The sequence below is a fragment of the Bacillus sp. SKDU12 genome, assembly GCF_010093085.1.
In the GTDB taxonomy this organism is placed as follows: domain Bacteria; phylum Bacillota; class Bacilli; order Bacillales; family Bacillaceae; genus Bacillus; species Bacillus mexicanus.
Genome location: NZ_MSRC01000019.1, coordinates 1 through 25,913 on the forward strand (window position 1 = coordinate 1; position 25,913 = coordinate 25,913).

Annotated in this window: 22 protein-coding genes and 1 pseudogene; 20 read left to right on the top strand and 3 right to left on the bottom strand. The window is 42.9% G+C overall.

The window, feature by feature from the left end:
- The 16 genes from BTW01_RS17050 to minJ all read left to right on the top strand — a co-directional run.
- Positions 1 to 513 (top strand): flagellin (locus tag BTW01_RS17050; RefSeq protein WP_274379705.1); only part of this gene is annotated, 513 nt, incomplete at its 5' end.
- Between the two features lie 235 nt (positions 514 to 748).
- Positions 749 to 1,078 (top strand): flagellar protein FlaG, encoded by a 330-nt coding sequence (flaG, locus tag BTW01_RS17055; RefSeq protein ID WP_162104175.1) that lies wholly within the window; start codon positions 749 to 751, stop codon positions 1,076 to 1,078.
- A gap of 17 nt (positions 1,079 to 1,095) precedes the next feature.
- On the top strand, positions 1,096 to 2,592 hold the full coding sequence (locus BTW01_RS17060) for a flagellar hook-associated protein 2 (protein ID WP_162104176.1): 1,497 nt from the start codon (positions 1,096 to 1,098) through the stop codon (positions 2,590 to 2,592).
- Between the two features lie 21 nt (positions 2,593 to 2,613).
- Positions 2,614 to 3,015, top strand: a complete 402-nt coding sequence (gene fliS / locus BTW01_RS17065; RefSeq protein WP_162104177.1) for a flagellar export chaperone FliS — start codon at positions 2,614 to 2,616, stop codon at positions 3,013 to 3,015.
- Positions 3,012 to 3,353, top strand: a complete 342-nt coding sequence (locus BTW01_RS17070) for a flagellar protein FliT (RefSeq protein ID WP_162104178.1) — start codon at positions 3,012 to 3,014, stop codon at positions 3,351 to 3,353. The genes fliS and BTW01_RS17070 overlap by 4 nt, the downstream gene beginning before the upstream one ends.
- 9 nt (positions 3,354 to 3,362) lie before the next feature.
- A complete protein-coding gene (locus BTW01_RS17075) occupies positions 3,363 to 3,740 on the top strand; it encodes a hypothetical protein (protein ID WP_162104179.1) in 378 nt (125 codons plus the stop codon).
- 190 nt (positions 3,741 to 3,930) lie between these two features.
- Entirely contained in the window at positions 3,931 to 4,500 is a 570-nt protein-coding gene (gene hpf / locus BTW01_RS17080; protein ID WP_162104180.1) for a ribosome hibernation promotion factor, read from the top strand.
- 168 nt (positions 4,501 to 4,668) lie between these two features.
- Entirely contained in the window at positions 4,669 to 7,194 is a 2,526-nt protein-coding gene (secA, locus tag BTW01_RS17085; RefSeq protein WP_162104181.1) for a preprotein translocase subunit SecA, read from the top strand.
- A 70-nt stretch (positions 7,195 to 7,264) separates the two neighbouring features.
- Positions 7,265 to 8,366 (top strand): peptide chain release factor 2 gene (prfB, locus tag BTW01_RS17090; RefSeq protein WP_162104182.1). Its coding sequence is split into 2 segments (ribosomal slippage): positions 7,265 to 7,336 and positions 7,338 to 8,366, totalling 1,101 coding nucleotides; the frame shifts between segments, so codons are not numbered across the junction.
- Between the two features lie 165 nt (positions 8,367 to 8,531).
- Complete coding sequence (locus BTW01_RS17095) at positions 8,532 to 9,377, top strand: YitT family protein (RefSeq protein ID WP_202923615.1); 846 nt, start codon at positions 8,532 to 8,534, stop codon at positions 9,375 to 9,377.
- A gap of 48 nt (positions 9,378 to 9,425) precedes the next feature.
- The gene (gene cccB, locus BTW01_RS17100; protein WP_162104184.1) at positions 9,426 to 9,764 is read left to right on the top strand and encodes a cytochrome c551; all 339 of its coding nucleotides are present in this window, start codon (positions 9,426 to 9,428) and stop codon (positions 9,762 to 9,764) included.
- A 233-nt stretch (positions 9,765 to 9,997) separates the two neighbouring features.
- Entirely contained in the window at positions 9,998 to 10,684 is a 687-nt protein-coding gene (ftsE, locus tag BTW01_RS17105) for a cell division ATP-binding protein FtsE (protein WP_162104185.1), read from the top strand.
- Entirely contained in the window at positions 10,677 to 11,567 is an 891-nt protein-coding gene (gene ftsX, locus BTW01_RS17110; protein WP_162104195.1) for a permease-like cell division protein FtsX, read from the top strand. The genes ftsE and ftsX overlap by 8 nt, the downstream gene beginning before the upstream one ends.
- A 141-nt stretch (positions 11,568 to 11,708) precedes the next feature.
- The gene (gene ctpB, locus BTW01_RS17115) at positions 11,709 to 13,151 is read left to right on the top strand and encodes a carboxy-terminal processing protease CtpB (protein WP_162104186.1); all 1,443 of its coding nucleotides are present in this window, start codon (positions 11,709 to 11,711) and stop codon (positions 13,149 to 13,151) included.
- 385 nt (positions 13,152 to 13,536) lie between these two features.
- Positions 13,537 to 13,890, top strand: a complete 354-nt coding sequence (gene swrA, locus BTW01_RS17120; protein ID WP_162104187.1) for a swarming motility protein SwrAA — start codon at positions 13,537 to 13,539, stop codon at positions 13,888 to 13,890.
- 78 nt (positions 13,891 to 13,968) lie between these two features.
- Positions 13,969 to 15,165 (top strand): cell division topological determinant MinJ, encoded by a 1,197-nt coding sequence (gene minJ / locus BTW01_RS17125; protein WP_162104188.1) that lies wholly within the window; start codon positions 13,969 to 13,971, stop codon positions 15,163 to 15,165.
- Positions 15,166 to 15,212: 47 nt separating this feature from the next.
- Here minJ and BTW01_RS17130 read toward each other — a convergent pair whose 3' ends face one another.
- The 3 genes from BTW01_RS17130 to BTW01_RS17140 all read right to left on the bottom strand — a co-directional run bounded on the left by BTW01_RS17130 (position 15,213) and on the right by BTW01_RS17140 (position 19,713).
- Complete coding sequence (locus BTW01_RS17130) at positions 15,213 to 16,547, bottom strand: MFS transporter (RefSeq protein WP_162104189.1); 1,335 nt, start codon at positions 16,545 to 16,547, stop codon at positions 15,213 to 15,215.
- 34 nt (positions 16,548 to 16,581) lie between these two features.
- A complete protein-coding gene (locus BTW01_RS17135; protein WP_162104190.1) occupies positions 16,582 to 17,145 on the bottom strand; it encodes a TetR/AcrR family transcriptional regulator in 564 nt (187 codons plus the stop codon).
- Between the two features lie 75 nt (positions 17,146 to 17,220).
- Positions 17,221 to 19,713: a PEP/pyruvate-binding domain-containing protein gene (locus BTW01_RS17140; RefSeq protein WP_162104191.1), complete on the bottom strand. Its 2,493-nt coding sequence runs from the start codon at positions 19,711 to 19,713 to the stop codon at positions 17,221 to 17,223.
- Positions 19,714 to 20,094: 381 nt separating this feature from the next.
- Between BTW01_RS17140 and BTW01_RS17145 the strand changes: the two genes are divergently transcribed.
- The 4 genes and pseudogenes from BTW01_RS17145 to BTW01_RS17160 all read left to right on the top strand — a co-directional run.
- A complete protein-coding gene (locus BTW01_RS17145; RefSeq protein ID WP_162104192.1) occupies positions 20,095 to 20,325 on the top strand; it encodes a CsbA family protein in 231 nt (76 codons plus the stop codon).
- A gap of 184 nt (positions 20,326 to 20,509) precedes the next feature.
- Entirely contained in the window at positions 20,510 to 22,495 is a 1,986-nt protein-coding gene (gene uvrB / locus BTW01_RS17150; RefSeq protein WP_162104193.1) for an excinuclease ABC subunit UvrB, read from the top strand.
- 7 nt (positions 22,496 to 22,502) lie between these two features.
- Positions 22,503 to 25,376 carry an excinuclease ABC subunit UvrA gene (gene uvrA, locus BTW01_RS17155; RefSeq protein WP_162104194.1) on the top strand — a complete coding sequence of 958 codons (2,874 nt, stop codon included), beginning with the start codon at positions 22,503 to 22,505 and terminating at the stop codon, positions 25,374 to 25,376.
- A gap of 326 nt (positions 25,377 to 25,702) precedes the next feature.
- Positions 25,703 to 25,913 (top strand): annotated as a pseudogene (locus BTW01_RS17160) (flagellin); the annotation flags it as partial.

The following is a 25,913-nucleotide window of genomic DNA, read 5'->3' on the forward strand; positions in this document are numbered from 1 at the left end:
ATCTCTGATCGTACTGAATTTAACGGTAAAAAATTGTTAAATGGTGATTTCGCTAATGGCACAGCTACTCTAACTTTCCAAATTGGTGCAAACAAAGCACAAAAATTAGATGTAAACATTGAAGCGATGTCATCTGACAAGCTTGGTGCAACTCAAGCTGATGGAACTCTTGTAACTGGCCAATCGGTTTCTGACATTGATGTAAAACAATTTGCTGCTGCTACACCGACTCTTACATTTGATCAACAATTAGACATCGTTGACGGTGCTATTAAACAAGTTTCTAACCAACGTTCTAAACTTGGTGCGGTACAAAACCGTCTTGAGCACACAATCAACAACTTAAGCGCTTCTGGTGAAAACTTGACAGCTGCTGAATCTCGTATCCGTGACGTTGACATGGCGAAAGAGATGAGCGAGTTCACAAAGAACAACATTCTTTCTCAAGCTTCTCAAGCAATGCTTGCTCAAGCAAACCAACAGCCGCAAAACGTACTTCAATTGTTACGTTAATTTTAAAAAGGACCTTGGCGTTTGCTGGGGTCTTTTCTTTTATATTTCTAACTTCGAATCATTCTCCAAGCTATTACTAACTCATGATATAATAACTGGATTCTCTACTAACTTTTTATAAATGTATGACCAAAACAAGAATTCTAAAACAGATGAGTTTTTTTCCAAAAATATGTGTAATAATATCGCGACTCAGTCGATATAAACTGTAGATTGGGGCATAGGGGATGATCAATTGAACATTGAAAGGCTCACTACGTTACAACCTGTTTGGGATCGATATGATACTCAAATACATAATCAGAAAGATCATGAGAGTGGGGTTCCTGTTCATCAAGTTTCACAGTCTAATCTTGCTGAAATGGTAGGGGAAATGAACAAGCTTTTGGAACCTTCGCAAGTTCACCTGAAGTTTGAGCTTCATGAGAAGTTAAATGAATACTATGTACAAGTAATAGAGGACTCTACAAATGAAGTCATCCGTGAAATTCCGCCAAAACGGTGGCTTGATTTTTATGCGGCTATGACTGAATATCTTGGCTTATTTGTGGATGAAAAAAAGTAGATGAGGAGTGGTTGAAAATGGTTACAAGAATATCAGGCCTGGCTTCAGGAATGGATATAGATGATATCGTATCAAAGCTGATGCAGACAGAAAAAGCGCCGCTTGACAGGCTGAATCAAAAAAAACAGACTCTTGAATGGCAGCGTGACAGCTATCGAGAAGTAAATACAAAAATAAAAGAGATGCAAGACTATATGTCTAAAAATACATTGACATATCCGAGTACGTATCAGAACAAAACCGTGACAAGCTCAAATGATTCTGTATTAACAGCCACAGGAACCGTAAGTGCGCCGAACTCTTCTTCTACCGTTGAAGTAGCAAGCTTGGCAACAGCGGCAACATATAAAGCTGATCATTATACAGGATATACGCAAGGTGATTATAATTTGGCATTTAACGTTACGGCGCCTGGCGAGACAACGGCAAAAACAGTCAACATTAGTGTGGCAAGTACTGATACGATTGATAATGTGATTTCTAAAATTAACAAATCAGATCTAAAGGTATCGGCATTTAAAGATAAAATTTGGAATGGTACTGAGTATATAGAAACGATTGCGTTTTCTTCTAAAGAAACGGGCGCAGGAGGCAGCATACAGGCAGCTGACTCGGCTACAGCTGATTTTATGTCTGGTCAGCTTGGATTTTCTTTGGACGCTGATAATAAGCTCACTGCTTATAAAGAAGGAACAAATGCAAAAGTCACCATCAACGGCTTTGAAATGGAGAAGCTGACAAACAATTTCACAGTTAATGGCGTGACCTACTCGATCAAAAATACAACTGCAGCCACAGGCCCTGTTACGACAGCTGTTTCTACTGATGTAGACGGGATTTACAACCAAATTAAAGATTTTGTAGACAAATACAATGAATTGGTTGACAGCATGAATGAAAAGCTGCAAGAAGAAAAATACAGAGACTATACACCGCTGACAAGTGAACAAAAAGAAGCCATGTCCGATAAAGAGGTAGAACTCTGGGAAAAGAAAGCGAAAAGCGGTTTGCTGAGAAATGATGCCAGCATAAGCGGTGGTACGAACCAAATGAGAACAGATTTTTATTCTCAAGTATCAGCAGACGGAAAAAATTATCAATTGACTGAATTTGGCATCACAACCTCAAGCACTTACCAATTGCGGGGACATTTAGAGATTAATGAAGAAAAACTGAAAGCGAAAATACAGGAAGATCCCGAAGGTGTTGCCGCCTTATTTACAAACGGATCGAGCAGCAGCGCTTATAATGAAAAAGGAATTATGAAACGCATCGGTGACACACTGAAAAGCACAGTGAAAAGCATTGAAGCAAAAGCCGGCAACTCGACAATGGGGACGAATAACTATTCAATCGGTAAAAATCTAAACACGATTAGCACAGATATCATCAACATGCAGGACCGATTGAACACAGTTGAAAATCGCTATTATAAAAAATTCAGTGCAATGGATTCTGCGATTCAAAAAATGAACGAACAATCGTCCTATTTATCACAGCTTCTTGTACAATAAATGTAATTTGGAGGATGACACATGGCGATCCAAAATCCTTATGCAGCCTATCAGCAAAATTCAGTAAATACCGCTACACCTGGTGAACTGACGCTTATGCTGTATAATGGCTGTTTGAAATTTATAAGACTAGCATCTCAGGCCATTGAAAATGATGATATGGAACGCAAAAATGAAAATCTGATTAAGGCGCAAAATATCATCCAGGAATTAAATTTCACATTGAACCGTAACATAGAGCTTTCTGCTTCAATGGGTTCGATGTACGATTACATGTATCGAAGATTGGTGCAGGCAAATATCAAAAATGATACAAGTATGCTGGCTGAGGTTGAAGGCTATGTGACAGATTTACGCGATGCATGGAAACAAGCCATTCAAAGTGAACGGAAGGACCGGCACGGATCAGGCGGAATGGCATGAATAACATAGAGCAGCTATACACTGAGACGAAGGGCATGCTGTCACACATACAAGATACACCGGAAAGCGATGAACTTTTAAAGCAAATTGAAGACTTTGTGACGAAACGGTCTGAACTGATTCAGGAGATCTCTCTGCCGCTTTCAGAAGAGGAGCAAGAGCAGATGAAACTTATCCTGACCTGGGATCAGTTCATTGTAAAGGAAATGGAAAGGCTGAAGCAGTCGATCGCAGGCGAACTTCAGAAAATGAAAAGAAAACGGACGATGCATACAACATATTTAAATCCTTATAACAACATCACGATTGACGGCAGATATTATGACAAGCGTAAATAGGTGAGTGTCTTGAAGAGCATTGAAGATTATGCGCTTTTATCAGCTTACTATCATCTTCTTTTCACTATTGAAGAAGGGCTGTGTTATTTGATAGAGGCTGAACAGAACCTGTCAAAAACAGAAGGGGATCGGATCTATCAAGATCTGATCCAAGCCTTTTTTTATTTGGATTCAACACATTCAACACTGCTCACTATTATGGACACGCAATGTGCTGAAATCTGTATTAAAGCATTTGACCAAATTTTTGCGGAGTTTGATCAATTGGTCTCTTTTTCTTTTCCCTCTCATACATTCTGTGAGTATTTAGAAGAACATTTTCTGATTCATTATAGACAATGGATGAGGTCTATTCATCAATGTATGGCACCCTTTGTCATCAATTAGGCGAGTGTGAGGTATTTGTTTCTTTCAATCAGCATATACATATACCTCCGAACCGCCAATACAGCAGGAAATATAAATATAATTCGACAAATTTCACTGAATATTCACAAAAAGTTAATGTTTCAACAGGAATTGTGAAGGGTAAAGAAGAATTAGATACATATCCTTAATAAAAGGGAGGCGTTCTTTGATGAACTACAACATCAGAGGAGAAAATATTGAAGTGACACCCGCGTTAAAGGATCATGTCGAGAAGAAAATCGGCAAGCTGGAGCGTTATTTTGACCATAACGTGAATGCTGATGTGAACGTCAACTTGAAGTTTTACAACGACAAGGAGTCTAAAGTTGAAGTTACGATTCCGATGACAGATCTGGCGCTTCGATCTGAGGTGCATAACGAGGATATGTACAACGCAATTGATCTCGCAACAAATAAACTGGAACGTCAAATCCGCAAGCATAAAACGAAAGTAAACCGCAAATTCCGTGAGCAGGGATCTCCAAAGCATTTATTGGCGAATGGTCTTGGCTCTGATACAGATATTGCGGTTCAGGATGAAATAGAAGATGAGGAGAGCTTGGATATCGTCCGTCAGAAACGCTTTAATTTAAAGCCGATGGACAGTGAAGAAGCGATCTTGCAAATGAATATGCTCGGCCATAATTTCTTTGTTTTCACAAATGCGGAAACAAATCTTACGAATGTCGTATACCGCAGAAATGATGGGAAATATGGCTTGATTGAACCGACTGAATAATGACAAGAAGCCTTCCGTGATGACTGCGGAAGGTTTTTGTTTTTTCTTATTTGCAAATTCTTTGGAAATAAGTAAAGGTATGATATGATAATGAGAGGTATACATGGACTAGTAAATTATTTACACATGACCGCAAACCAGACATGTGATGATAGAGGAGCGTTATAAATGCTTGGAATTTTAAATAAAATGTTTGATCCAACAAAACGTACGCTGAATAGATACGAAAAAATAGCTAACGATATTGATGCGATTCGCGGAGACTATGAAAATCTCTCTGATGATGCGCTGAAACATAAAACGATTGAATTTAAAGAGCGTCTTGAAAAAGGGGAGACAACTGATGATCTCCTTGTTGAAGCCTTCGCGGTTGTTCGTGAGGCTTCACGCCGCGTAACCGGCATGTTTCCGTTTAAAGTCCAGCTCATGGGCGGTGTGGCGCTTCATGACGGAAATATCGCGGAAATGAAAACAGGGGAAGGGAAAACGTTAACCTCTACTCTGCCTGTTTATTTAAATGCGTTAACAGGTAAAGGCGTACACATCGTCACTGTCAACGAATACTTAGCCAGCCGTGATGCTGAGCAGATGGGGAAAATTTTCGAGTTTCTCGGTCTGACTGTCGGCTTGAATTTAAACTCAATGTCAAAAGAAGAAAAACGCGAAGCTTATGCTGCTGACATTACCTACTCTACAAACAATGAGCTTGGCTTTGACTATTTGCGTGACAATATGGTTCTTTATAAAGAGCAGATGGTTCAGCGTCCGCTTCATTTTGCGGTAATAGATGAAGTTGACTCGATTTTAATTGATGAAGCGAGAACACCGCTTATCATTTCTGGACAAGCTGCGAAATCCACTAAGCTGTACGTACAGGCAAATTCTTTTGTCCGCACGTTAAAAGCGGAGAAGGATTATACGTATGATATTAAAACAAAAGCTGTTCAGCTTACTGAAGAAGGAATGACGAAGGCGGAAAAAGCATTCGGCATCGATAACTTGTTTGATGTGAAGCATGTCGCGCTCAACCACCATATCAACCAGTCCTTAAAAGCCCATGTGGCGATGCAAAAGGACGTTGACTATGTAGTGGAAGACGGACAGGTTGTTATTGTTGATTCCTTCACGGGACGTCTGATGAAAGGCCGCCGCTACAGTGAGGGGCTTCACCAGGCAATTGAAGCGAAGGAAGGGCTTGAAATTCAAAACGAAAGCATGACCTTGGCGACGATTACGTTCCAAAATTACTTCCGGATGTACGAAAAGCTTGCCGGTATGACGGGTACGGCTAAGACAGAGGAAGAAGAATTCCGTAACATTTACAACATGCAGGTTATTACGATTCCTACTAACAAGCCAGTTGTCCGTGACGACCGTCCGGATTTAATTTATCGCACAATGGAAGGGAAATTTAAGGCGGTTGCTGAGGATGTCGCACAGCGCTACATGACGGGACAGCCTGTGCTTGTCGGTACGGTTGCGGTTGAAACATCAGAATTGATCTCTAAGCTGCTGAAAAACAAAGGGATTCCGCATCAAGTGTTAAACGCCAAAAACCACGAACGTGAAGCGCAGATCATTGAAGAAGCCGGCCAAAAAGGCGCAATTACGATTGCGACAAACATGGCGGGGCGCGGAACAGACATTAAGCTTGGTGAAGGTGTAAAAGAGCTTGGCGGCCTTGCGGTTGTCGGAACGGAACGACATGAATCCCGCCGGATTGACAACCAGCTTCGAGGACGTTCTGGACGTCAGGGAGATCCGGGGATCACCCAATTTTATCTTTCTATGGAAGATGAATTGATGCGCAGATTCGGAGCTGAGCGGACAATGGCGATGCTTGACCGCTTCGGCATGGATGACTCTACTCCTATTCAAAGCAAAATGGTATCCCGTGCGGTTGAATCGTCACAAAAACGCGTTGAAGGCAATAACTTCGATTCGCGTAAACAGCTTTTGCAATATGATGATGTACTTCGCCAGCAGCGTGAGGTCATTTATAAGCAACGCTTTGAAGTCATTGAATCAGAAAACCTGCGTGAAATCGTTGGAAATATGATTCAGTCTTCTCTCGAACGTGCAATTGCAGCTTATACGCCAAGGGAAGAGCTTCCTGAGGAATGGAAGCTTGACGGTCTTGTTGAGCTTGTCAACACGACTTACCTTGACGAAGGCGCGCTTGAAAAGAGCGATATCTTCGGCAAAGAGCCGGATGAAATGCAAGAGCTCATCATGGACCGCATTATGACTAAATATGATGAAAAAGAAGAAAAGTTCGGCGAAGAACAAATGCGCGAATTTGAGAAAGTCATCGTGCTTCGCGCCGTCGATTCAAAATGGATGGACCATATCGATGCGATGGATCAGCTTCGCCAAGGGATTCACCTTCGAGCTTATGCGCAAACAAACCCGCTGCGTGAGTATCAAATGGAAGGCTTTGCGATGTTTGAGCATATGATTGAATCAATCGAGGACGAAGTCGCAAAATTTGTGATGAAAGCTGAGATTGAAAACAATCTTGAGCGTGAAGAGGTAGTCCAAGGCCAAACAACGGCTCATCAGCCGCAAGATGGCGACGATAACAAAAAAGCAAAGAAAGCACCGGTTCGTAAAGTGGTTGATATTGGCCGTAATGCGCCATGCCACTGCGGAAGCGGAAAAAAATATAAAAATTGCTGCGGCCGGACTGAATAGTTCGCTCAGGCAAGTTTATTGACCGCGGCGCCTGCAGGCGTCCGCGGATCTTTCAATGAGGTGAATCGGAATGGAATTATCAGAAATTAGGGTAGAGCTCGAAAATATGGCTTCTCGTTTAGCGGACTTTAGGGGGTCTCTTTGACCTCGAATCAAAGGAGGCCCGCATTGCTGAGCTAGATGAACAAATGGCTGATCCAGAATTTTGGAATGATCAGCAGAAAGCGCAAACAGTCATAAATGAAGCAAACGGTTTAAAGGATTACGTCAATTCGTATAATAAACTAAGTGAATCGCATGAAGAATTGCAAATGACTCATGATCTTTTAAAAGAAGAGCCGGACTCAGACCTTCAGCTTGAGCTTGAAAAAGAGCTAAAATCATTAACCAAAGAGTTCAATGAGTTTGAGCTTCAGCTTCTTCTCAGTGAGCCGTATGATAAAAATAACGCGATTTTAGAACTGCATCCTGGTGCGGGCGGTACAGAGTCACAGGATTGGGGCTCTATGCTTCTCAGAATGTACACGAGATGGGCTGAACGCCGCGGATTTAAAGTAGAAACGCTCGATTACCTTCCGGGAGATGAGGCTGGAATTAAGTCAGTTACGCTGCTGATTAAAGGCCACAACGCTTACGGATATATGAAGGCAGAAAAAGGTGTCCATCGTCTCGTGCGGATTTCTCCGTTTGATTCCTCCGGCCGCCGTCATACTTCATTTGTATCGTGTGAAGTTATGCCTGAATTTAACGACGAGATTGATATTGATATCCGTACGGAGGATATTAAAGTTGATACGTACCGTGCAAGCGGAGCGGGCGGACAGCACGTCAATACGACGGATTCAGCCGTTCGGATTACTCACTTGTCGACGAATGTGGTCGTGACATGCCAAACGGAACGCTCACAAATTAAAAACCGTGAAAGAGCCATGAAAATGCTGAAGGCCAAGCTGTATCAGCGCAGAATTGAAGAACAGCAGGCAGAGCTGGATGAAATTCGCGGTGAACAAAAAGAAATCGGCTGGGGCAGCCAAATCCGCTCTTATGTATTCCATCCGTATTCCATGGTAAAAGACCATCGGACCAATACAGAAATGGGGAACGTTCAAGCGGTAATGGACGGAGACATTGATACATTTATTGATGCCTACCTGCGCTCTAAGCTATCATAAGGAGAAAAACACACCTATGTTTCTAGGTGTGTTTTTTCATTTCTTCATATCCTTACTTTCATTGCTGCTTTAGCATATTACCACTTCATTTGGGTGTTATTTACATCTAATCATGGAAGGATTAAAATGCTATCGGAGAGCATAGGAAGAAACGGAGGATATATGATGGGTGTACAGAATAAAACATATCGAGTGATACGGGATTATATATACATACTGATAGGAGCAGCGATTACAGGAGTGTCCTTTAATGTATTTTTGCTTCCAAACAAGATTGCTGCAGGCGGTGTCAGCGGAATCAGCACGATTTTGCAGTCTTATGGTTTTGAAGCAGCATATGTACAATGGATTATTAATATTCCTTTATTTATTGCCGGTGTGATTTTACTCGGGGGGAAATTTGGACTGAAGACGCTTGCGGGTTCTGTGTTTTTGCCGCTTGTTGTGTTTTTGACAAAAGATATTCAGCCCGCCACCCATCATGAGCTCTTAGCGGCGATATTTGGCGGCGTGGGTATCGGTATCGGAATTGGCATTGTCTATTTAGGAAAAGGTTCTACGGGAGGTACAGCCCTGGCTGCACAGATCATTCATAAGTACTCCGGTCTGTCATTGGGGACGTGTCTTGCCATCATTGACGGATTAATTGTCGTGACGGCTATGATCGTATTTAATATTGAGCAAGGTTTATACGCAATGCTTGGCGTCTATGTATCCAGCAAAACAATTGATGTCGTTCAAGTCGGCTTCAATCGGTCAAAAATGGCGCTTATTATCACAAAACAGGAGCAGGCTGTCAAGGAAGCTGTTTTACAAAAGATTGACAGGGGCGTGACGAAAATTTCCGCGGTCGGCGGATATACTGATGATGACCGCCCGATTTTAATGTGTGTGGTTGGGCAAACTGAATTCACCAAATTGAAACAAATCGTAAAACAAATTGATGAGTCAGCTTTTGTGATAGTGGCCGATGCAAGTGAGGTGCTTGGCGAGGGTTTCAAACGCGCTTAAACGAGGTTATAATATGGGAGAGATCGTAAAGGAGTTGTGCTTTTCAACATGAAATCAAAGTTATCGATATTAATGCTTGTATTTGCGCTTTCTGTTCTCTTGGCTGCCTGCGGTTCAAATGATGCCAAAGAAGAAAAAACTAACACCAGCAGCAAGACTGAAGCCTCTGCAGCTGAAGGGGAAGAATTATATCAGCAAAGCTGTGTAGGCTGTCACGGCAAAGATTTAGAAGGTGTGTCAGGGCCTAACCTTCAAGAGGTCGGAGGCAAATACGACAAAGACAAAATTGAAAGTATTATTAAAAACGGCCGCGGCAATATGCCGAAGGGGCTTGTAAATGATAAGGAAGCCGCCGTTATTGCCAATTGGCTGTCAGAAAAAAAATAAGATAGGAAAATCCTTGCCCCACAGTGAGGCAAGGATTTTTTATGCGTGACAATAAGAATGAAAAGAAACTGTAATAGTATTATGTCTAAATTTGACGTATAATGAAGTGTATTGAAAAATGTAACTTTCAGATTTTTCATCTTTTTACAAATGAATAGGTCATAAATAGTCGAATGAGTTCGAAGAGTATGACCGTGTGATAGATAAAATGATATAAAAGATTAGGTGATTTCATGATAGAGATGAAAGAAGTATACAAGGCCTATCCGAACGGCGTAAAAGCGATCAATGGGATTTCGGTTACTATTCATCCCGGCGAGTTTGTTTATGTTGTCGGTCCGAGCGGAGCAGGTAAATCTACATTTATTAAAATGATATTCAGAGAAGAAAAACCGTCAAAAGGACAAATTTTAATCAATCATAAAGATCTTGCTGCAATTAAAGAAAAAGAAATTCCATTCGTGCGCCGTAAAATAGGTGTGGTCTTTCAGGATTTTAAGCTTCTTCCAAAACTTACTGTTTTTGAAAATGTGGCGTTTGCCCTTGAAGTGATTGGAGAACAGCCGTCTGTCATTAAGAAGCGGGTGCTTGAAGTGCTTGATCTCGTGCAGCTGAAGCATAAAGCGAGACAATTCCCTGACCAGCTTTCAGGCGGAGAGCAGCAGCGTGTATCTATTGCCAGATCAATTGTGAACAACCCTGATGTAGTCATTGCTGATGAACCTACAGGAAACCTTGACCCTGATACGTCTTGGGAAGTCATGAAGACGCTGGAGGAAATCAATAACCGCGGGACAACAGTTGTGATGGCGACACATAACAAAGAAATTGTAAACACCATTACGAAACGTGTCATTGCAATTGAAGATGGTATCATTGTGCGTGATGAGTCAAGAGGGGAGTATGGTTCGTATGATTAAAATTCTCGGGCGCCACTTGCGTGAGAGTTTTAAATCTCTCGGGAGAAACACATGGATGACGTTTGCATCCATTAGTGCTGTAACTGTTACACTGATTTTAGTCGGCGTGTTTTTAGTAATTATGCTGAATTTGAATAACATGGCTTCGAATGCAGAAAAACAAGTCGAAATCAAAGTGCTGATTGATCTGACTGCAGATCAGAAGGCGCAAGAAAAGCTGCAGAGCGATATTAAGGATCTGAAAGGCATTGAAAGTGTCTCTTTTTCCTCTAAAGAAAAAGAGCTTGACCAGCTGGTTGACAGCTTTGGCGAGAGCGGAAAATCCTTGACGATGAAGGATCAGGAAAACCCGCTTAATAACGCATTTGTCGTAAAAACGACAGATCCGCATGATACGCCGAATGTGGCGAAAAAGATTGAAAAAATGGATCATGTCTATAAAGTTTCTTATGGAAAAGAAGAGGTCAGCCGTTTGTTTAAAGTGGTTGGTGTTTCCCGCAACATCGGGATTGCTTTAATTGTCGGCCTGGTATTTACGGCAATGTTCTTAATTTCCAACACCATTAAAATTACTATTTTCGCAAGAAGAAAAGAAATTGAGATCATGAAGCTTGTTGGCGCGACGAACTGGTTTATCCGCTGGCCGTTTTTCCTTGAAGGATTGCTGCTTGGCGTATTCGGTTCAGTCATTCCGATCGCACTGGTGCTGAGCACTTATCAATATGTCATCGGATGGGTCGTTCCGAAAGTTCAAGGATCGTTTGTCTCTCTTCTTCCTTATAATCCTTTTGTATTCCAAGTTTCGTTAGTGCTGGTTGCAATCGGTGCCGTAATTGGGGTATGGGGAAGTTTGACTTCCATCCGCAAGTTTCTGCGAGTATAAAGAGAAAAAAGCCGTCCCGCTTCCGGGAGGGCTTTTCTTTTGTCTTCTTTTTCTTCTATGATTACATGAAATCTCCATCCTTTACATATACTATCTCTAGGTTTTTGATAAAGACAGTTTGGCATACAGGAGGAGTAAAGGATGAATCAAAAAATAATGGCTTTGATAGCAGCGGGAAGCATGCTGTTCGGGGGCGCCGGTGTATATGCGGGAATGAACCTGCTTGAGATGGATAAGCCTCAGGCTGCAGCTGTTCCTGCGGCGGCACAAGCTAATTCTACACGGGATAAGGCTATGGACAAAATCGAAAAAGCATATGAGCTAATTTCGAATGAATACGTAGAAAAAGTTGATAGAGAGAAGCTCCTAGAGGGAGCAATCCAAGGAATGCTGTCTACGCTAAATGATCCTTATTCTGTCTATATGGACAAGCAGACGGCTAAGCAATTTTCTGATTCTCTTGATTCCTCGTTTGAAGGCATCGGAGCTGAGGTTGGAATGCAAGACGGCAAAATGATTATTGTTTCTCCATTTAAGAAATCGCCAGCAGAAAAAGCCGGTCTCAAGCCTAATGATGAAATTATCAGCATCAATGGAGAACCGATGGCCGGCAAAGATTTAAATCACGCTGTGTTAAAAATAAGAGGGAAGAAAGGGTCCAGCGTTTCAATGAAGATTCAGCGGCCTGGTACGAAGAAGCAGCTGTCATTCCGGATCAAGAGAGCTGAGATCCCGCTTGAAACAGTTTTTGCTTCAAAGAAAAAAGTGCAGGGGCATTCGGTCGGATATATCGCCATCTCTACTTTTTCTGAGCATACGGCTGAGGATTTTGCAAAAGCGCTGGGAGATCTGGAGAAAAAAGCAATTGAAGGCCTTGTCATTGATGTACGCGGCAATCCGGGCGGGTATCTTCAAAGTGTGGAAGAAATTCTTAAGCGCTTCGTCACTAAGGATCACCCATATATTCAGATTGCTGAACGCAATGGAGATAAAAAACGTTACTTTTCAACATTGGCCCATAAAAAAGCATATCCTGTCAATGTGATCACAGATAAAGGAAGTGCCTCCGCTTCAGAAATTCTTGCCGGCGCATTAAAGGAGGCAGGGCATTATGACGTTGTAGGTGATACTTCTTTTGGCAAGGGAACGGTGCAACAGGCTGTTCCGATGGGAGACGGCAGCAATATTAAGCTGACGCTTTACAAGTGGCTGACGCCAAATGGGAATTGGATTCATAAGAAAGGGATTGAACCGACCATTGCGATTAAGCAGCCTGACTATTTTTCTGCAGGGCCGCTGCAGCTGAAAGAGCCGCTTAAAGTGGATATGAACAATGAAGATGTCAAACATGCCCAAGTCTTATTAAAAGGTCTCAGCTTTGATCCGGGACGTGACGATGGTTATTTCAGCAATGATATGAAAAAAGCAGTCATGGCCTTTCAAGATCAAAACAAACTGGATAAAACAGGTGTAATCGACACTCGCACTGCAGAGACACTAAATCAGCTGATAGAAAAGAAAAAATCTGATGAAAAAAATGACTTACAGCTCCAAACAGCGCTGAAATCATTATTTTCCAATTAAAGGAGATGGTATTCCATCTCCTGTTTCTTTATACTTAACGATAAGATGAGTCATAAGTAATATAAAAGATCAGTTTTTAACAAGAAATTTAAAAAATTTTCACAAATAAACATTTATAAAGGACCGTGATTACCCGATATCAATATATGAGAGAGACTTTCTAACGAGATAATATGCATTTAAAATGAAACTTTTGCAAGTTGCCTAGTCTTTGTTTACTTCATACAATATAAGAAGGTTCTAAAAAGAACAGTAATCAGGTTTATGGCAGCTGAACAACAGGTATTGAAGAGTAATGTTAACGAGAATGCTTGTTATAGCACGCCAGTACTGCTGCTTATACTGGCCCGTGCTTTATCTGTATAAAGAAAATGGGGGTTCACAATTGAAGAGGGCAAGTATTGTGCGTGAAAAAAAATATTATGAATTAGTTGAACAATTAAAAGACAGAACACAAGACGTAACATTTTCATCTACAAAAGCACTAAGTCTTCTTATGCTGTTCAGTAGGTATTTGGTCAATTACACCAATATTGAATCAGTAAATGACATCAATGAAGAATGTGCCAAGCATTATTTTAATTACTTAATGAAAAACCATAAGCGATTAGGGATCAATCTGACAGATATAAAAAGATCGATGCACCTGATTAGCGGGTTATTGGATGTGGATGTGAACCATTATTTAAAGGATTTTTCCCTATCGAATGTCACGCTGTGGATGGCGCAAGAGAATTAAACCTTCCTGAGGATATCCAAGCCATTTAATATTTGATAGAATATGAGTAACATGTTTGGCTTGAGGCGGTGAAAGATAGTGTCTGTTCAATGGGGAATTGAACTGTTAAAAAGTGCGGGATTGTTCTTCTTACACCCGTTATTCTGGTTTTTTATCATCATAAGCCTTGCTTTCGGCTATGTAAGAATCAAACGGGAACGGAAAACCTTTCATACAAAAATAGCAGATATTTATGATGATTTGAAATTTACTTATACAAAGGGACTGATCCCTGGTCTCCTTTTGTCAGTTGTTTTAGGTGTACTCGGGATCTCGATACCTCTGGGTTTACTTGCGATTATTGCCGTTATCACTGCGGCAGCAGCGCTTACTCTTCGCGCAAACTGGATGTCTGCTGCATATATCGTCGGCGTGAGTATGCTGATAGGTTTCGGACTGCAATTGTATCAGGCGGAGCCTTTTCTGGAGAGATTTCCGCAAGGATTTGCAGTCGTTTGGCCGGCTATGGCTGTGTTTTTAGGTTTATTAATGATCATTGAAGGAGCGGTTGCTTTTCGCTCCGCACATGTGAGAACATCACCGGCACTTGTCGTAAGCAGCCGCGGTTTGCCGATCGGACAGCAGCTGGCAAACCGGATATGGCTTTTGCCGCTGTTTCTTCTCGTACCCGGTAACGGATTAGAATCGCATCTTAGCTGGTGGCCTGTGTTTACTGTACCCGGCGGGTCGTTCCATTTTCTGTGGATTCCTTACTTTGTCGGATTCGGACAAAGGGTGCAGGGATCGCTGCCTGAGACGAGCATAAGGATCACAGCGAAACGGGTTTGCATTCTCGGCCTTGCCGTTAGTGCTCTCGGTGCAGGGAGCTTATGGTGGACGCCGCTTGCGGGTGCAGCTGTCTGTGTGGCTGTAGCAGGACGCATTTTTCTGTCCATTAAGCAACGGGTGAATGACAACGCTGCTCCGTTTTACTTTTCAAAACGTGATCAAGGCTTAATGGTGCTGGGGATTATACCAAATACGCCGGCTGAAGATCTGGAATTAAAAATCGGGGAAATCATTACGAAAGTCAATGGCATACCTGTTAAGAACGTATCTGATTTTTATGAAGCACTTCAGCTTAACCGTGCATATGTGAAGCTGGAAATTATAGGTTTGAATGGAGAAATTCGTTTTGATCAAAGAGCTTCGTATGAGGGAGAACATCATGAATTGGGTATCCTTTTCGTAAAGGATGACCGTGAAGACGAAGCAGCCGCTTTGTCAGGATCATAAATGACAGCCCGACACCGCAAAGAGATGTGGTGCCGGGCTGTTTTGTGTTACGCTGAGTTTTTTTTCATCTGTGCCGTTTCATCCGATTTGATGCCTAATGAGACAAAAATGCCAATGATGGAGACAGCAAAGAGAATGATAAATAGGGTGTGATATCCCGAAATCAGACCGATCAAGGCCGATGAAATGATGCTTCCAAAATAACGGAAGGTCGAGAAAATGCCGGATGCTACTCCTGACATGCCGGGGTCTACCGTGGCGAGGGATGACACCTGCATGCTGGTCAGACCGACTCCGGATGCGAGCCCTCCCAGAATGAGAGAAATCATCAGGAATAAGACCGAGTGCGAGCTGCTTAATAACAAAAATAATAGATTCGCTGCCGCCATCATCGCAAATGAAAGAAAAATGATTTTTTTTGCTCCCCATTTGTGGTGAAGCTGGGCGCCCGCCCAGTTGCTGGCCGACATGAAAATTGAAAATACAGAGAGCGCCATGCCGCTGTTAGACGTATTGAGCCCGAATTGGCTCGTCATGAATAACGGCATGATCAATAAGACGGCATACATCATTAAATTGCTTAATAAGACTGATAGATTGGCATTTGTAAAGGTCGAGCTTTTAAACAGTGTAAAATCAATAATTGGATGCTGTGTGCGTTTTTCTCTCCTGAAAAAAAGCGGGACAAAAAGAAGGATGAATACACTGTATACTGCATAGCCCCATGAAGCCTCAGTTTTCGTCAGCAGGATAATCGAAACAATACTGCCTGCAAGCAAGAGAGAGCCGATGATGTCCAGCGGCGCGTTAGATTTATTTTCTTTATATGGAGGGAACATCGTTAATGCCGCAAATAAAGCAATCGCGAGAAATGGGATATTGACCCAAAAAATCGAATGCCAGCTAAAGCTATCAATCAGCAAAGAGCCGATGAAAGGGCCGAGTGCTGCCCCAAGTCCTGCGCCAAGTCCGAAGAAACCAAACACCTTCGGCAGGCGTTTTTCAGAAACGACGTGACGGATAATGGCGATGCTGTTTGGCGTAAGCAGTGCGCCTCCAACAGCCTGCAACGCCCGAAAGACAATCAACAGCACTAGGCTCGGTGAGAGTGCGCAGCCTAAGGAAGCGATAAGAAAAAGGCCGACACCCCATAAGTACATTTTTTTATTGCCATACATGTCACCGAGTTTTCCAGCAATCGGCTGTGTGACTGCCATTACGATTAAATAAACGGTAACCACCCAAGTGATGCTTGCGATGGACTCGTTATACGTATGAGATATAGATGAGAGCGCGACCGCGATCATCGTTGAGTTAATGGGTGCGAGGATGGCCCCTAATAATAGTGAGACGATCAGCGCCCATTCTTTTCTTGAACTCATTGGGATCCTCCTTTTTGTAATGCCAAGGAGTTCATCAAGAAATTCCTTTGACAAATAGAGCTGTGCTATGCTCCAGCATTTTTTTCTGAGGCATTGAAGCCGCCCGGTCTTCTAAATGGAGACGATGGATAAAATAACCGAAAATGATCGACATGAATACGTCGGCATGCTCCGCTTCATCTCCAGTTTGAATCACCCCTTTTTCGCCCATTGATTTGAGATAATCAATCAATAGCTGTTTCATAAATTGATGATATTCTGTTACGTGGTTGATGATATCCTGAAACATGGCCGGTTCACGAAAGCTGATTTTAATAATATCTTTTTTTTGTTGGAGCTCCTCCAAGAGACAGGTTCCGATATGAAGCATGTCTTTGTACAAATCGCCTTCTGTTTGTTCCAAAATGCTGCTTCTGTTTGGAGAATGCTGAGAAAGCAAAGCCTCAACTAGTCCCTGTTTGTTTTTAAAATTCCTGAAAATCGTCGCTTCACTGACATTTGCTTTTTCTGCAATTTCTTTTGTCGTCGTTGCGCGGTAGCCTTTTTTGACGAGCAGTTGCATGGCGGCGTCAAGAATTCTCTTGTTTGTCGGTCTCAATACGTTCACCTCACGAATATACTGGCAGGACAAGTATACACCTGTCCTGCTTGTATCAGAAAGAGGGAGGGCGCATTAGGCTCTGCTGACGACCGTAATGCTGCCGCTGCTTCCGTCCACAGTAACGATGTCACCGTTTCGAAGTCTTTCTGTTGCTGTACGTGTGCCAAGAACGGCAGGAATGCCATATTCTCGGGCAATGATCGCAGCATGTGACAAAATGCCGCCTGTGTCTGTAATAATCGCTTTGGCATCTTGAAACAAGCTGGTCCATAGTGGTGTGGTCATTTTGCAAACGAGGATGTCCCCAGACGCGAATTGAGAAAATTCACTGGCATCCCGAATGATTTTTACCGGACCTGTGGCGATACCGCTTGATGCTGCGATGCCAAAAATGTGATTCTCTGTATTTTTTTCATCCTCAATGACGGCGCCGACAATTTCTTCAGCAATTTTGAGCTGTTCTTTTGTCGGAGTACCGAGGTAGGCAGGTGCTTTGGCAATCTCATACTCGTGAAAGTCCTGTCTGCGTTTTTCAGCTTTTTCTTGCAGGGATACAGGGTGAAGAAGCGCGTTTTCCACTTCATCATCATACAAGAACCAAAGGTCTTCCCGATCTTGAATGACCCCGTTTTTCGCCAGCAATTCACCTACCTTGAGCAGAAAGACTCTCGCCTTGGCATCCAGCATGGCATCAATATAAAAGTGATGGTCATCCATTATATTTGCAGAGTTCAGTGTCCACTGATAATACCGGTCAAATTCGTCGCGTACATTAGGATCCTCTATGGTTTTCAAGAAGTCATGGTATAATGTCTCTCGTTTTTCTTTTGTTTTCTGAAATTCATTGTCAAAATGATAGCCATTACGGACGTAATTTTGAATATTGGCCAGTGCAAAATACGGATTTTCTGCCCAGATTTGTTCAATTAAATCATGGCTTTTTACAGATCTCCACCCGTAATCCTGTAAAAACTCATGGATGTTCTTGAGAAAGTGTCTGCCCTCATCTGTTTGTTCCAATTTTTCCTGGAGCTGTTCCGGTTCAGCGCTTTCAAAAATGGGTAGCAGATTTGGGTTTTCCTGTACTTTAACCGAATAGAGCCACAGACAACGGTCAGTTTCCAGTGATTTGTTCATTTTTCCTGTCAGCATTTCGTAAAAATGAGCGGTTTCGGATTCTCCTTGAATGCGCTGGTACATCGCTTGCAATTTGTTTGTCAGAAGCATATGCGGAAAAACAATATTGAAATGCTTATCGTAAGCTGTGAGATAAAAGGCTTTTAACTTTCTAAAAGCATCAAGCGCGCTTTCAGCAGTATGATCCGTTTGTGCGAGCTGATCCAGCGTCTCGTAAAATGGAAGGTATGTGTGGTTGATGATGTCATACATACGCTCTGATAATATCGGGAAAATCTCTTTGCCGCAGTTCTCATCAGGATGATGCCCGCCTTGGTTTTTGGAGTAAATGTGCCCGCGATAAAGCTTCACTTCTTCTGCGACCGCGCCAAGCGGAAACTTTTGCATGTTTTTCTTCAAGCCATATTCCATGGCCGGTACAATGAATGATGAAAATAACGGACTTACCGGGCCTTCAATATTTGACTCCATGTTGATCCAGAAATCATCCATATCAGCGTCTGTAATCATGAAGCTGCGTTTTTCCTCTGCTGCTTTTTTATCCTGTTCAATGGTTGTGATCGGACGAGCTTGCAGAAGGTATACTTGATGATCAGCGATTCCGAATTCGATATCGACCGGATATCCGTATAGGTCTTCAGTTTTTTTCGTGATTTCAGCCAGTTCAATCACTTGTTCATCTGTAAGGCAAAAACGGCTTCTCATATCTTCACTTGTTTCTTTTTCAGCAATTCCTTCTGCCGCAGACTGCATGTAGATTTCCTTTGCGCCTATTTCTTTCTGAATCTCAAAGGAAGATTTATTGACTATAAATGTGTCTGGAGTGACACTTCCTGAAACGACAGCTTCCCCCAAACCATAGCTGGCGCTGATTAATAGCTCTTTATCATTATGGGTAACAGGATTGCGGCTGAAAATAACACCTGACACTTCTGACTCAATCAGCCCCTGAACGACAACGCCCATTAACGGCTCTGCGATTTGATTGTTCATTTTTTTCTTATAGCTGCTCACTCGGCCTGAAAAATATGAAGCCCAGCACTCTTTCACTTTAGCTAAAAACTCTTCTTCTGTTTTGATATTTAAGTAGGTTTCATATTGACCTGCAAATGAAGCGCCTTCTAAATCCTCCGAAGCAGATGAAGAACGCACGGCAACGGATTGGTATGATTCTCTCAGCTCGTAAAAGGAACTTGTCAGCTCATGTTTCAGTTCTTCAGTAAATACGCCTGTGATAATTCTGCTTTCGATGTTTTCGCTTGTCTCATGGAGCTGGTTATCCTCCATAAAGCGTGCGAGTGCATTCGTCTGAATAACGAACCCGTTCGGAACAGGAAGACCGTGCCTGGTCAGTTTAATCAAGTTCATGCCTTTTGCTCCAGCAAGCTCGCTGGATTCTTCTGCTTGGCGAAATATGACAGAATACATATCTAAAACCCCTCTTTCCTTCATTTGTTTTTTCTCTCTAGTTTTTATGATGGAGCCTGTGTTTAAAAAATGATAGTAAACACTATCATCCAATTGTAAATTTTCAGGAAAATTCTGTCAAACGCAGAAAGGCCTAAATAAAGTGAATAGTTAAGTCGGTTACATTATCACGGAAAATACAGATGGAATGGTTCTGTATACCTATTTTTCTTTTATTTTTAAAATCTGGCAATACTCATTCGGGTGATACATTTATATTTTCAAGATTGATGTTGGCTGAAAAAGGGTATGGTGTGAAAGAGGGAACGATTGCATGATTGTTCGATTCTTTATTTTTTACTATAATCAGATCAGATGAAGAATCCCTGAGGAGGGTTTTTGTTGATTACAAAAGCCGTTTTTGCATTGTTTTTCCCTTTTATGCTTGTTGTACTATTTACAAGAGTTACCTTTAATCATTATGTGGCGATCGCTCTAACAGCTGCATTGTTGTTTGCCTCTTATTTAAAAGGCTATACAGAAACGTATTTTATTGTAGGTTTGGATATTGTGTCTCTTGTTGCGGGCGGACTGTATATGGCCAAAAAGGCTGTTGAGAAAAAAGAGGAATAAATCGGGCATAATGAATATAAAGACTGGATTCCTGCTTTTACGTTTTAAAAGCAGGTTTTTTATACATGAAAACAGCTGGAAATAAAAAACCACCGAACTTTAGTTCGTGTTTTTAGTGATTTTGTATTCCATTGTGTTACTATAACTATAGGAAGATTTCGTTAAAGAAACGGAGGCTTATTTTGTGAAAGATCGCTTTGAGTTAGTCTCGAAATATCAGCCCCAAGGAGATCAGCCGAAAGCCATTGAAAAACTTGTAAAAGGGATTCAGGAGGGCAAGAAGCATCAGACTCTGCTGGGGGCGACAGGAACGGGAAAAACATTTACAGTGTCCAATTTGATTAAAGAAGTCAATAAGCCGACGCTTGTAATTGCCCATAATAAAACCCTCGCCGGACAGCTTTACAGTGAGTTTAAGGAATTTTTTCCGAACAACGCTGTCGAGTATTTTGTCAGCTACTATGATTATTATCAGCCGGAGGCGTATGTGCCTCAAACGGATACGTTTATAGAGAAAGATGCAAGCATTAATGATGAAATTGATAAATTGCGGCACTCCGCCACATCTTCTTTGTTTGAACGGAGAGATGTCATTATTATTGCGAGTGTGTCTTGTATATATGGTCTCGGTTCGCCAGAAGAATACCGAGAAATGGTTTTGTCTTTGCGGCCTGAAATGGAAATCGAGCGCAATGAGCTGCTCAGAAAGCTTGTAGACATCCAATATGCCCGCAATGATATCGACTTTCAGCGCGGTACATTTCGTGTGCGCGGAGATGTAGTGGAAATCTTCCCAGCATCCCGTGATGAACACTGTATAAGAGTTGAATTTTTCGGGGATGAAATCGAACGGATCCGAGAAGTAGATGCCCTGACAGGAGAAATTCTCGGCGACCGTGATCATGTTGCGATTTTCCCGGCATCCCACTTCGTTACGCGGGCCGAGAAAATGGAGAAAGCGATTCTAAATATCGAGAAAGAACTTGATGAACAGCTGAAGGTTATGCATGAAAACGGCAAACTGCTTGAAGCGCAGCGTTTAGAGCAGCGGACAAGATATGATCTTGAAATGATGCGGGAAATGGGTTTTTGCTCCGGCATTGAGAATTATTCAAGGCATTTGACGCTTCGGCCTCCTGGTTCAACGCCCTATACGCTTCTTGATTATTTCCCTGATGACTTCATGATCGTGGTGGATGAGTCGCATGTGACCATTCCTCAGGTGCGAGGTATGTTTAACGGAGACCAGGCTCGGAAACAGGTGCTCGTGGATCACGGCTTCCGTCTTCCATCAGCGCTTGATAACCGTCCGCTCCGTTTTGAAGAGTTTGAAAAGCATATGCACAATATCGTGTATGTATCAGCAACGCCAGGAGCGTATGAGATTGAGCACACGGATGAAATGGTCGAGCAGATCATTCGTCCGACCGGTCTTCTTGACCCGCTTATTGATGTGCGTCCGATCGAAGGCCAGATTGATGATTTGATTGGCGAAATACAAGCGAGGATAGAGCGGAATGAAAGGGTGCTCGTCACAACCTTGACGAAGAAAATGTCAGAGGACCTGACCGATTATTTGAAGGAAATCGGCATAAAAGTAAACTACTTACATTCAGAGATTAAAACGCTTGAACGGATTGAGATCATTCGCGATCTTCGTCTTGGCAAGCATGATGTGCTTATCGGCATCAACCTGCTGAGGGAAGGGCTCGACATTCCTGAAGTGTCGCTTGTTGCGATTTTGGATGCGGATAAGGAAGGTTTCCTTCGTTCAGAACGATCGCTGATTCAGACTATCGGACGGGCGGCAAGGAACTCTGAAGGCCGCGTCATTATGTATGCCGATAAAATAACGAAATCTATGGAAATTGCGATGAATGAAACTAAACGCCGCCGCGAGCAGCAGGAGCAGTTTAATGAAGAGCACGGCATTACGCCGCAAACAATCAATAAGGAAATTCGCGATGTGATTCGTGCGACAGTAGCAGCTGAGGATAAAGCGGAATACAAAACAAAAGTCGCGCCGAAGCTGTCGAAGATGACGAAGAAAGAACGCGAGAAAGTCGTTGAACAGATGGAGCATGAAATGAAGGAAGCCGCCAAGGCGCTTGACTTTGAAAGAGCCGCGGAGCTTCGCGATTTACTTTTAGAGCTAAAAGCGGAAGGATGATGAACAAATGGCTATGGATCGGATAGAGGTGAAGGGGGCAAGGGCGCATAACCTGAAAAATATAGATGTAACGATTCCAAGAGACCAGCTTGTCGTTGTTACGGGATTGTCCGGGTCAGGGAAATCCTCCCTTGCCTTTGACACCATATATGCAGAAGGGCAGAGACGATATGTTGAGTCGCTGTCTGCTTATGCACGCCAGTTTTTAGGCCAAATGGATAAGCCGGATGTTGATGCGATTGAGGGGTTGTCTCCCGCCATCAGCATTGATCAGAAAACAACGAGCCGAAATCCGAGATCTACCGTCGGCACAGTGACTGAGATTTATGATTATTTGCGTCTTTTGTATGCGAGAGTAGGGAAGCCTCACTGCCCAGAGCACGGGATTGAGATTACGTCACAGACCATTGAGCAAATGGTGGACAGAATTTTGGAATATCCGGAACGGACGAAGCTTCAGGTTTTGGCCCCGATTATTTCAGGCCGCAAAGGCGCCCATGTCAAAGTGCTGGACCAGATCAGAAAGCAAGGCTATGTAAGGGTCAGAATTGACGGTGAAATGGCTGAGCTTTCTGATGATATTGAATTAGATAAGAATAAAAAGCATTCGATAGAGGTTGTTATTGACCGGATTGTGGTGAAAGAAGGCGTGTCAGCCCGTCTGTCAGATTCATTGGAAACGGCGCTTCGCTTAGGTGAAGGGCGGGTTATGATTGATGTCATTGGTGAGGAAGAGCTGATGTTCAGTGAGCATCACGCGTGTCCGATCTGCGGATTTTCAATTGGCGAACTTGAACCGCGGCTGTTTTCGTTCAACAGCCCCTTTGGCGCATGTCCGACGTGTGACGGTCTTGGAATGAAGCTTGAAGTGGATGCGGATCTCGTCATCCCCAATCAAGAATTATCATTAAAGGAGAATGCGGTCGCTCCTTGGACACCGATCAGCTCGCAATATTACCCGCAGCTCCTTAACGCGGTTTGCACTCATTACGGGATTGATATGGATGTGCCGGTAAAAGAGCTGCCGAAGGATCAGCTGGATAAAGTGCTGTATGGCAGCGGAGATGATTTGATTTATTTCCGTTATGAAAATGACTTTGGGCAAATACGTGAAGGCGACATTCAATTTGAAGGCGTCTTGCGCAATATTGAAAGACGATATAAGGAGACAAGCTCTGATTTCATTCGTGAGCAAATGGAACAGTATATGTCTCAGAAGGCTTGTCCGACATGTAAAGGCTACCGGTTAAAGAAAGAGGCGCTTGCCGTATTGATTGACGGCCGCCACATCGGAAAAATTACCGAGCAATCTGTAACCGACGCACTTACTTTTTTCAAAGATCTTACCCTCTCTGAGAAGGATATGCAGATTGCCAATTTGATCTTGCGCGAAATTGTGGAGCGTTTAAGCTTTTTGGATAAAGTCGGCCTTGATTATCTGACATTGAGCAGGGCAGCGGGAACATTATCCGGGGGAGAGGCGCAGCGTATCAGGCTGGCAACGCAAATCGGCTCACGCCTATCCGGTGTGCTTTATATTTTAGATGAGCCGTCAATCGGCCTGCATCAGCGTGATAACGACCGATTGATCAGTGCCTTGAAAAATATGAGAGACCTTGGGAATACGCTGATTGTTGTTGAACATGATGAGGATACAATGATGGCAGCCGATTATTTAATCGATATTGGGCCGGGAGCCGGTATTCACGGCGGACAGGTGATGTCTGCGGGAACGCCGGAAGAAGTGATGAAAGATCCAGATTCATTGACTGGCAGCTATTTATCAGGGAAAAAGTTCATCCCGTTGCCTCCTGATAGAAGAAAGCCGGACGGCCGTTACATTGAGATAAAAGGCGCTGCAGAAAACAATCTAAAAAAAGTGAATGCCAAGTTTCCGCTTGGAACGTTCACAGCGGTTACAGGGGTTTCCGGCTCAGGGAAGAGTACCCTTATCAATGAAATTTTACACAAGGCGCTGGCGCAAAAGCTTCATAAAGCGAAAGCAAAGCCTGGCAGCCATAAAGAAATAAAAGGCTTGGATCATTTGGACAAAGTCATAGACATTGACCAGGCGCCAATCGGAAGAACGCCGAGATCCAATCCTGCGACATACACCGGTGTGTTTGACGACATTCGCGATGTATTCGCACAGACAAATGAAGCGAAGGTCCGCGGCTATAAAAAAGGCCGTTTCAGCTTTAACGTGAAGGGCGGGCGGTGTGAAGCCTGCCGCGGAGACGGAATTATTAAAATTGAAATGCACTTCCTTCCTGATGTGTACGTTCCGTGTGAAATATGCCACGGCAAACGCTATAACCGGGAAACGCTCGAAGTGACGTACAAAGGGAAAAGCATCTCTGATGTACTTGATATGACAGTTGAAGATGCTCTTGCTTTCTTTGAAAATATCCCGAAAATCAAGCGCAAGCTCCAAACCCTTTATGATGTCGGCTTAGGTTATATTACACTCGGCCAGCCGGCAACAACCTTGTCAGGAGGGGAGGCGCAGCGTGTGAAGCTCGCATCTGAGCTGCACAAACGTTCAACAGGACGTACGCTCTATATTTTAGATGAGCCAACGACAGGTTTGCACGTCGATGATATCGCCAGACTCCTTGTCGTGCTTCAGCGTTTGGTTGACAACGGGGATACTGTGCTGGTCATTGAGCATAATCTTGATATTATTAAGACAGCAGATTATATTGTCGATTTGGGGCCGGAAGGCGGAGCCGGGGGCGGCACTATTGTCGCGTCGGGAACGCCCGAAGAAATTACTCAAGTCGAAGAGTCGTATACAGGCCGCTATTTGAAGCCTGTTATGGAGCGTGACAAAAAACGAATGACATCGCTCTTGGAAGCGAAAGAAACGGCAACATCTTAAAACCCTCTTTTCAGAGGGAGCTTGTCGCAAGTCCATTCTTGGGCTTAGCAGACAAGCTTTTTTTATGGAAAATAATATCTTTGTGATTGGTTAGTTTTATAAGTGGATAAAATTTCTTTGGAAAAACACCTAAACATTTACAAAATGCTGTCGATATATGAAATGAAGGGTGGATGAAGGTTCCCATATGAAGCAGAAAAGTCCTGTTAAGGGATTAAAAGTAATCTGTGACAGGGTCTACATAAGTGAAACTGGAATCTCATACGCCAGGAATCAAAGAAAAGGAAGTCTTTGGTTTCAAATAACATACATGGAGGTAATAGAAAATGAGAATTAACCACAATATCGCAGCACTTAACACATTAAACCGTTTAGGTTCAAACAACGGTGCTAGCCAAAAGAACATGGAGAAACTTTCTTCAGGTCTTCGCATCAACCGTGCGGGAGATGACGCAGCAGGTCTTGCGATCTCTGAAAAAATGAGAGGACAAATCAGAGGTTTAGAAATGGCTTCTAAAAACTCTCAAGACGGAATCT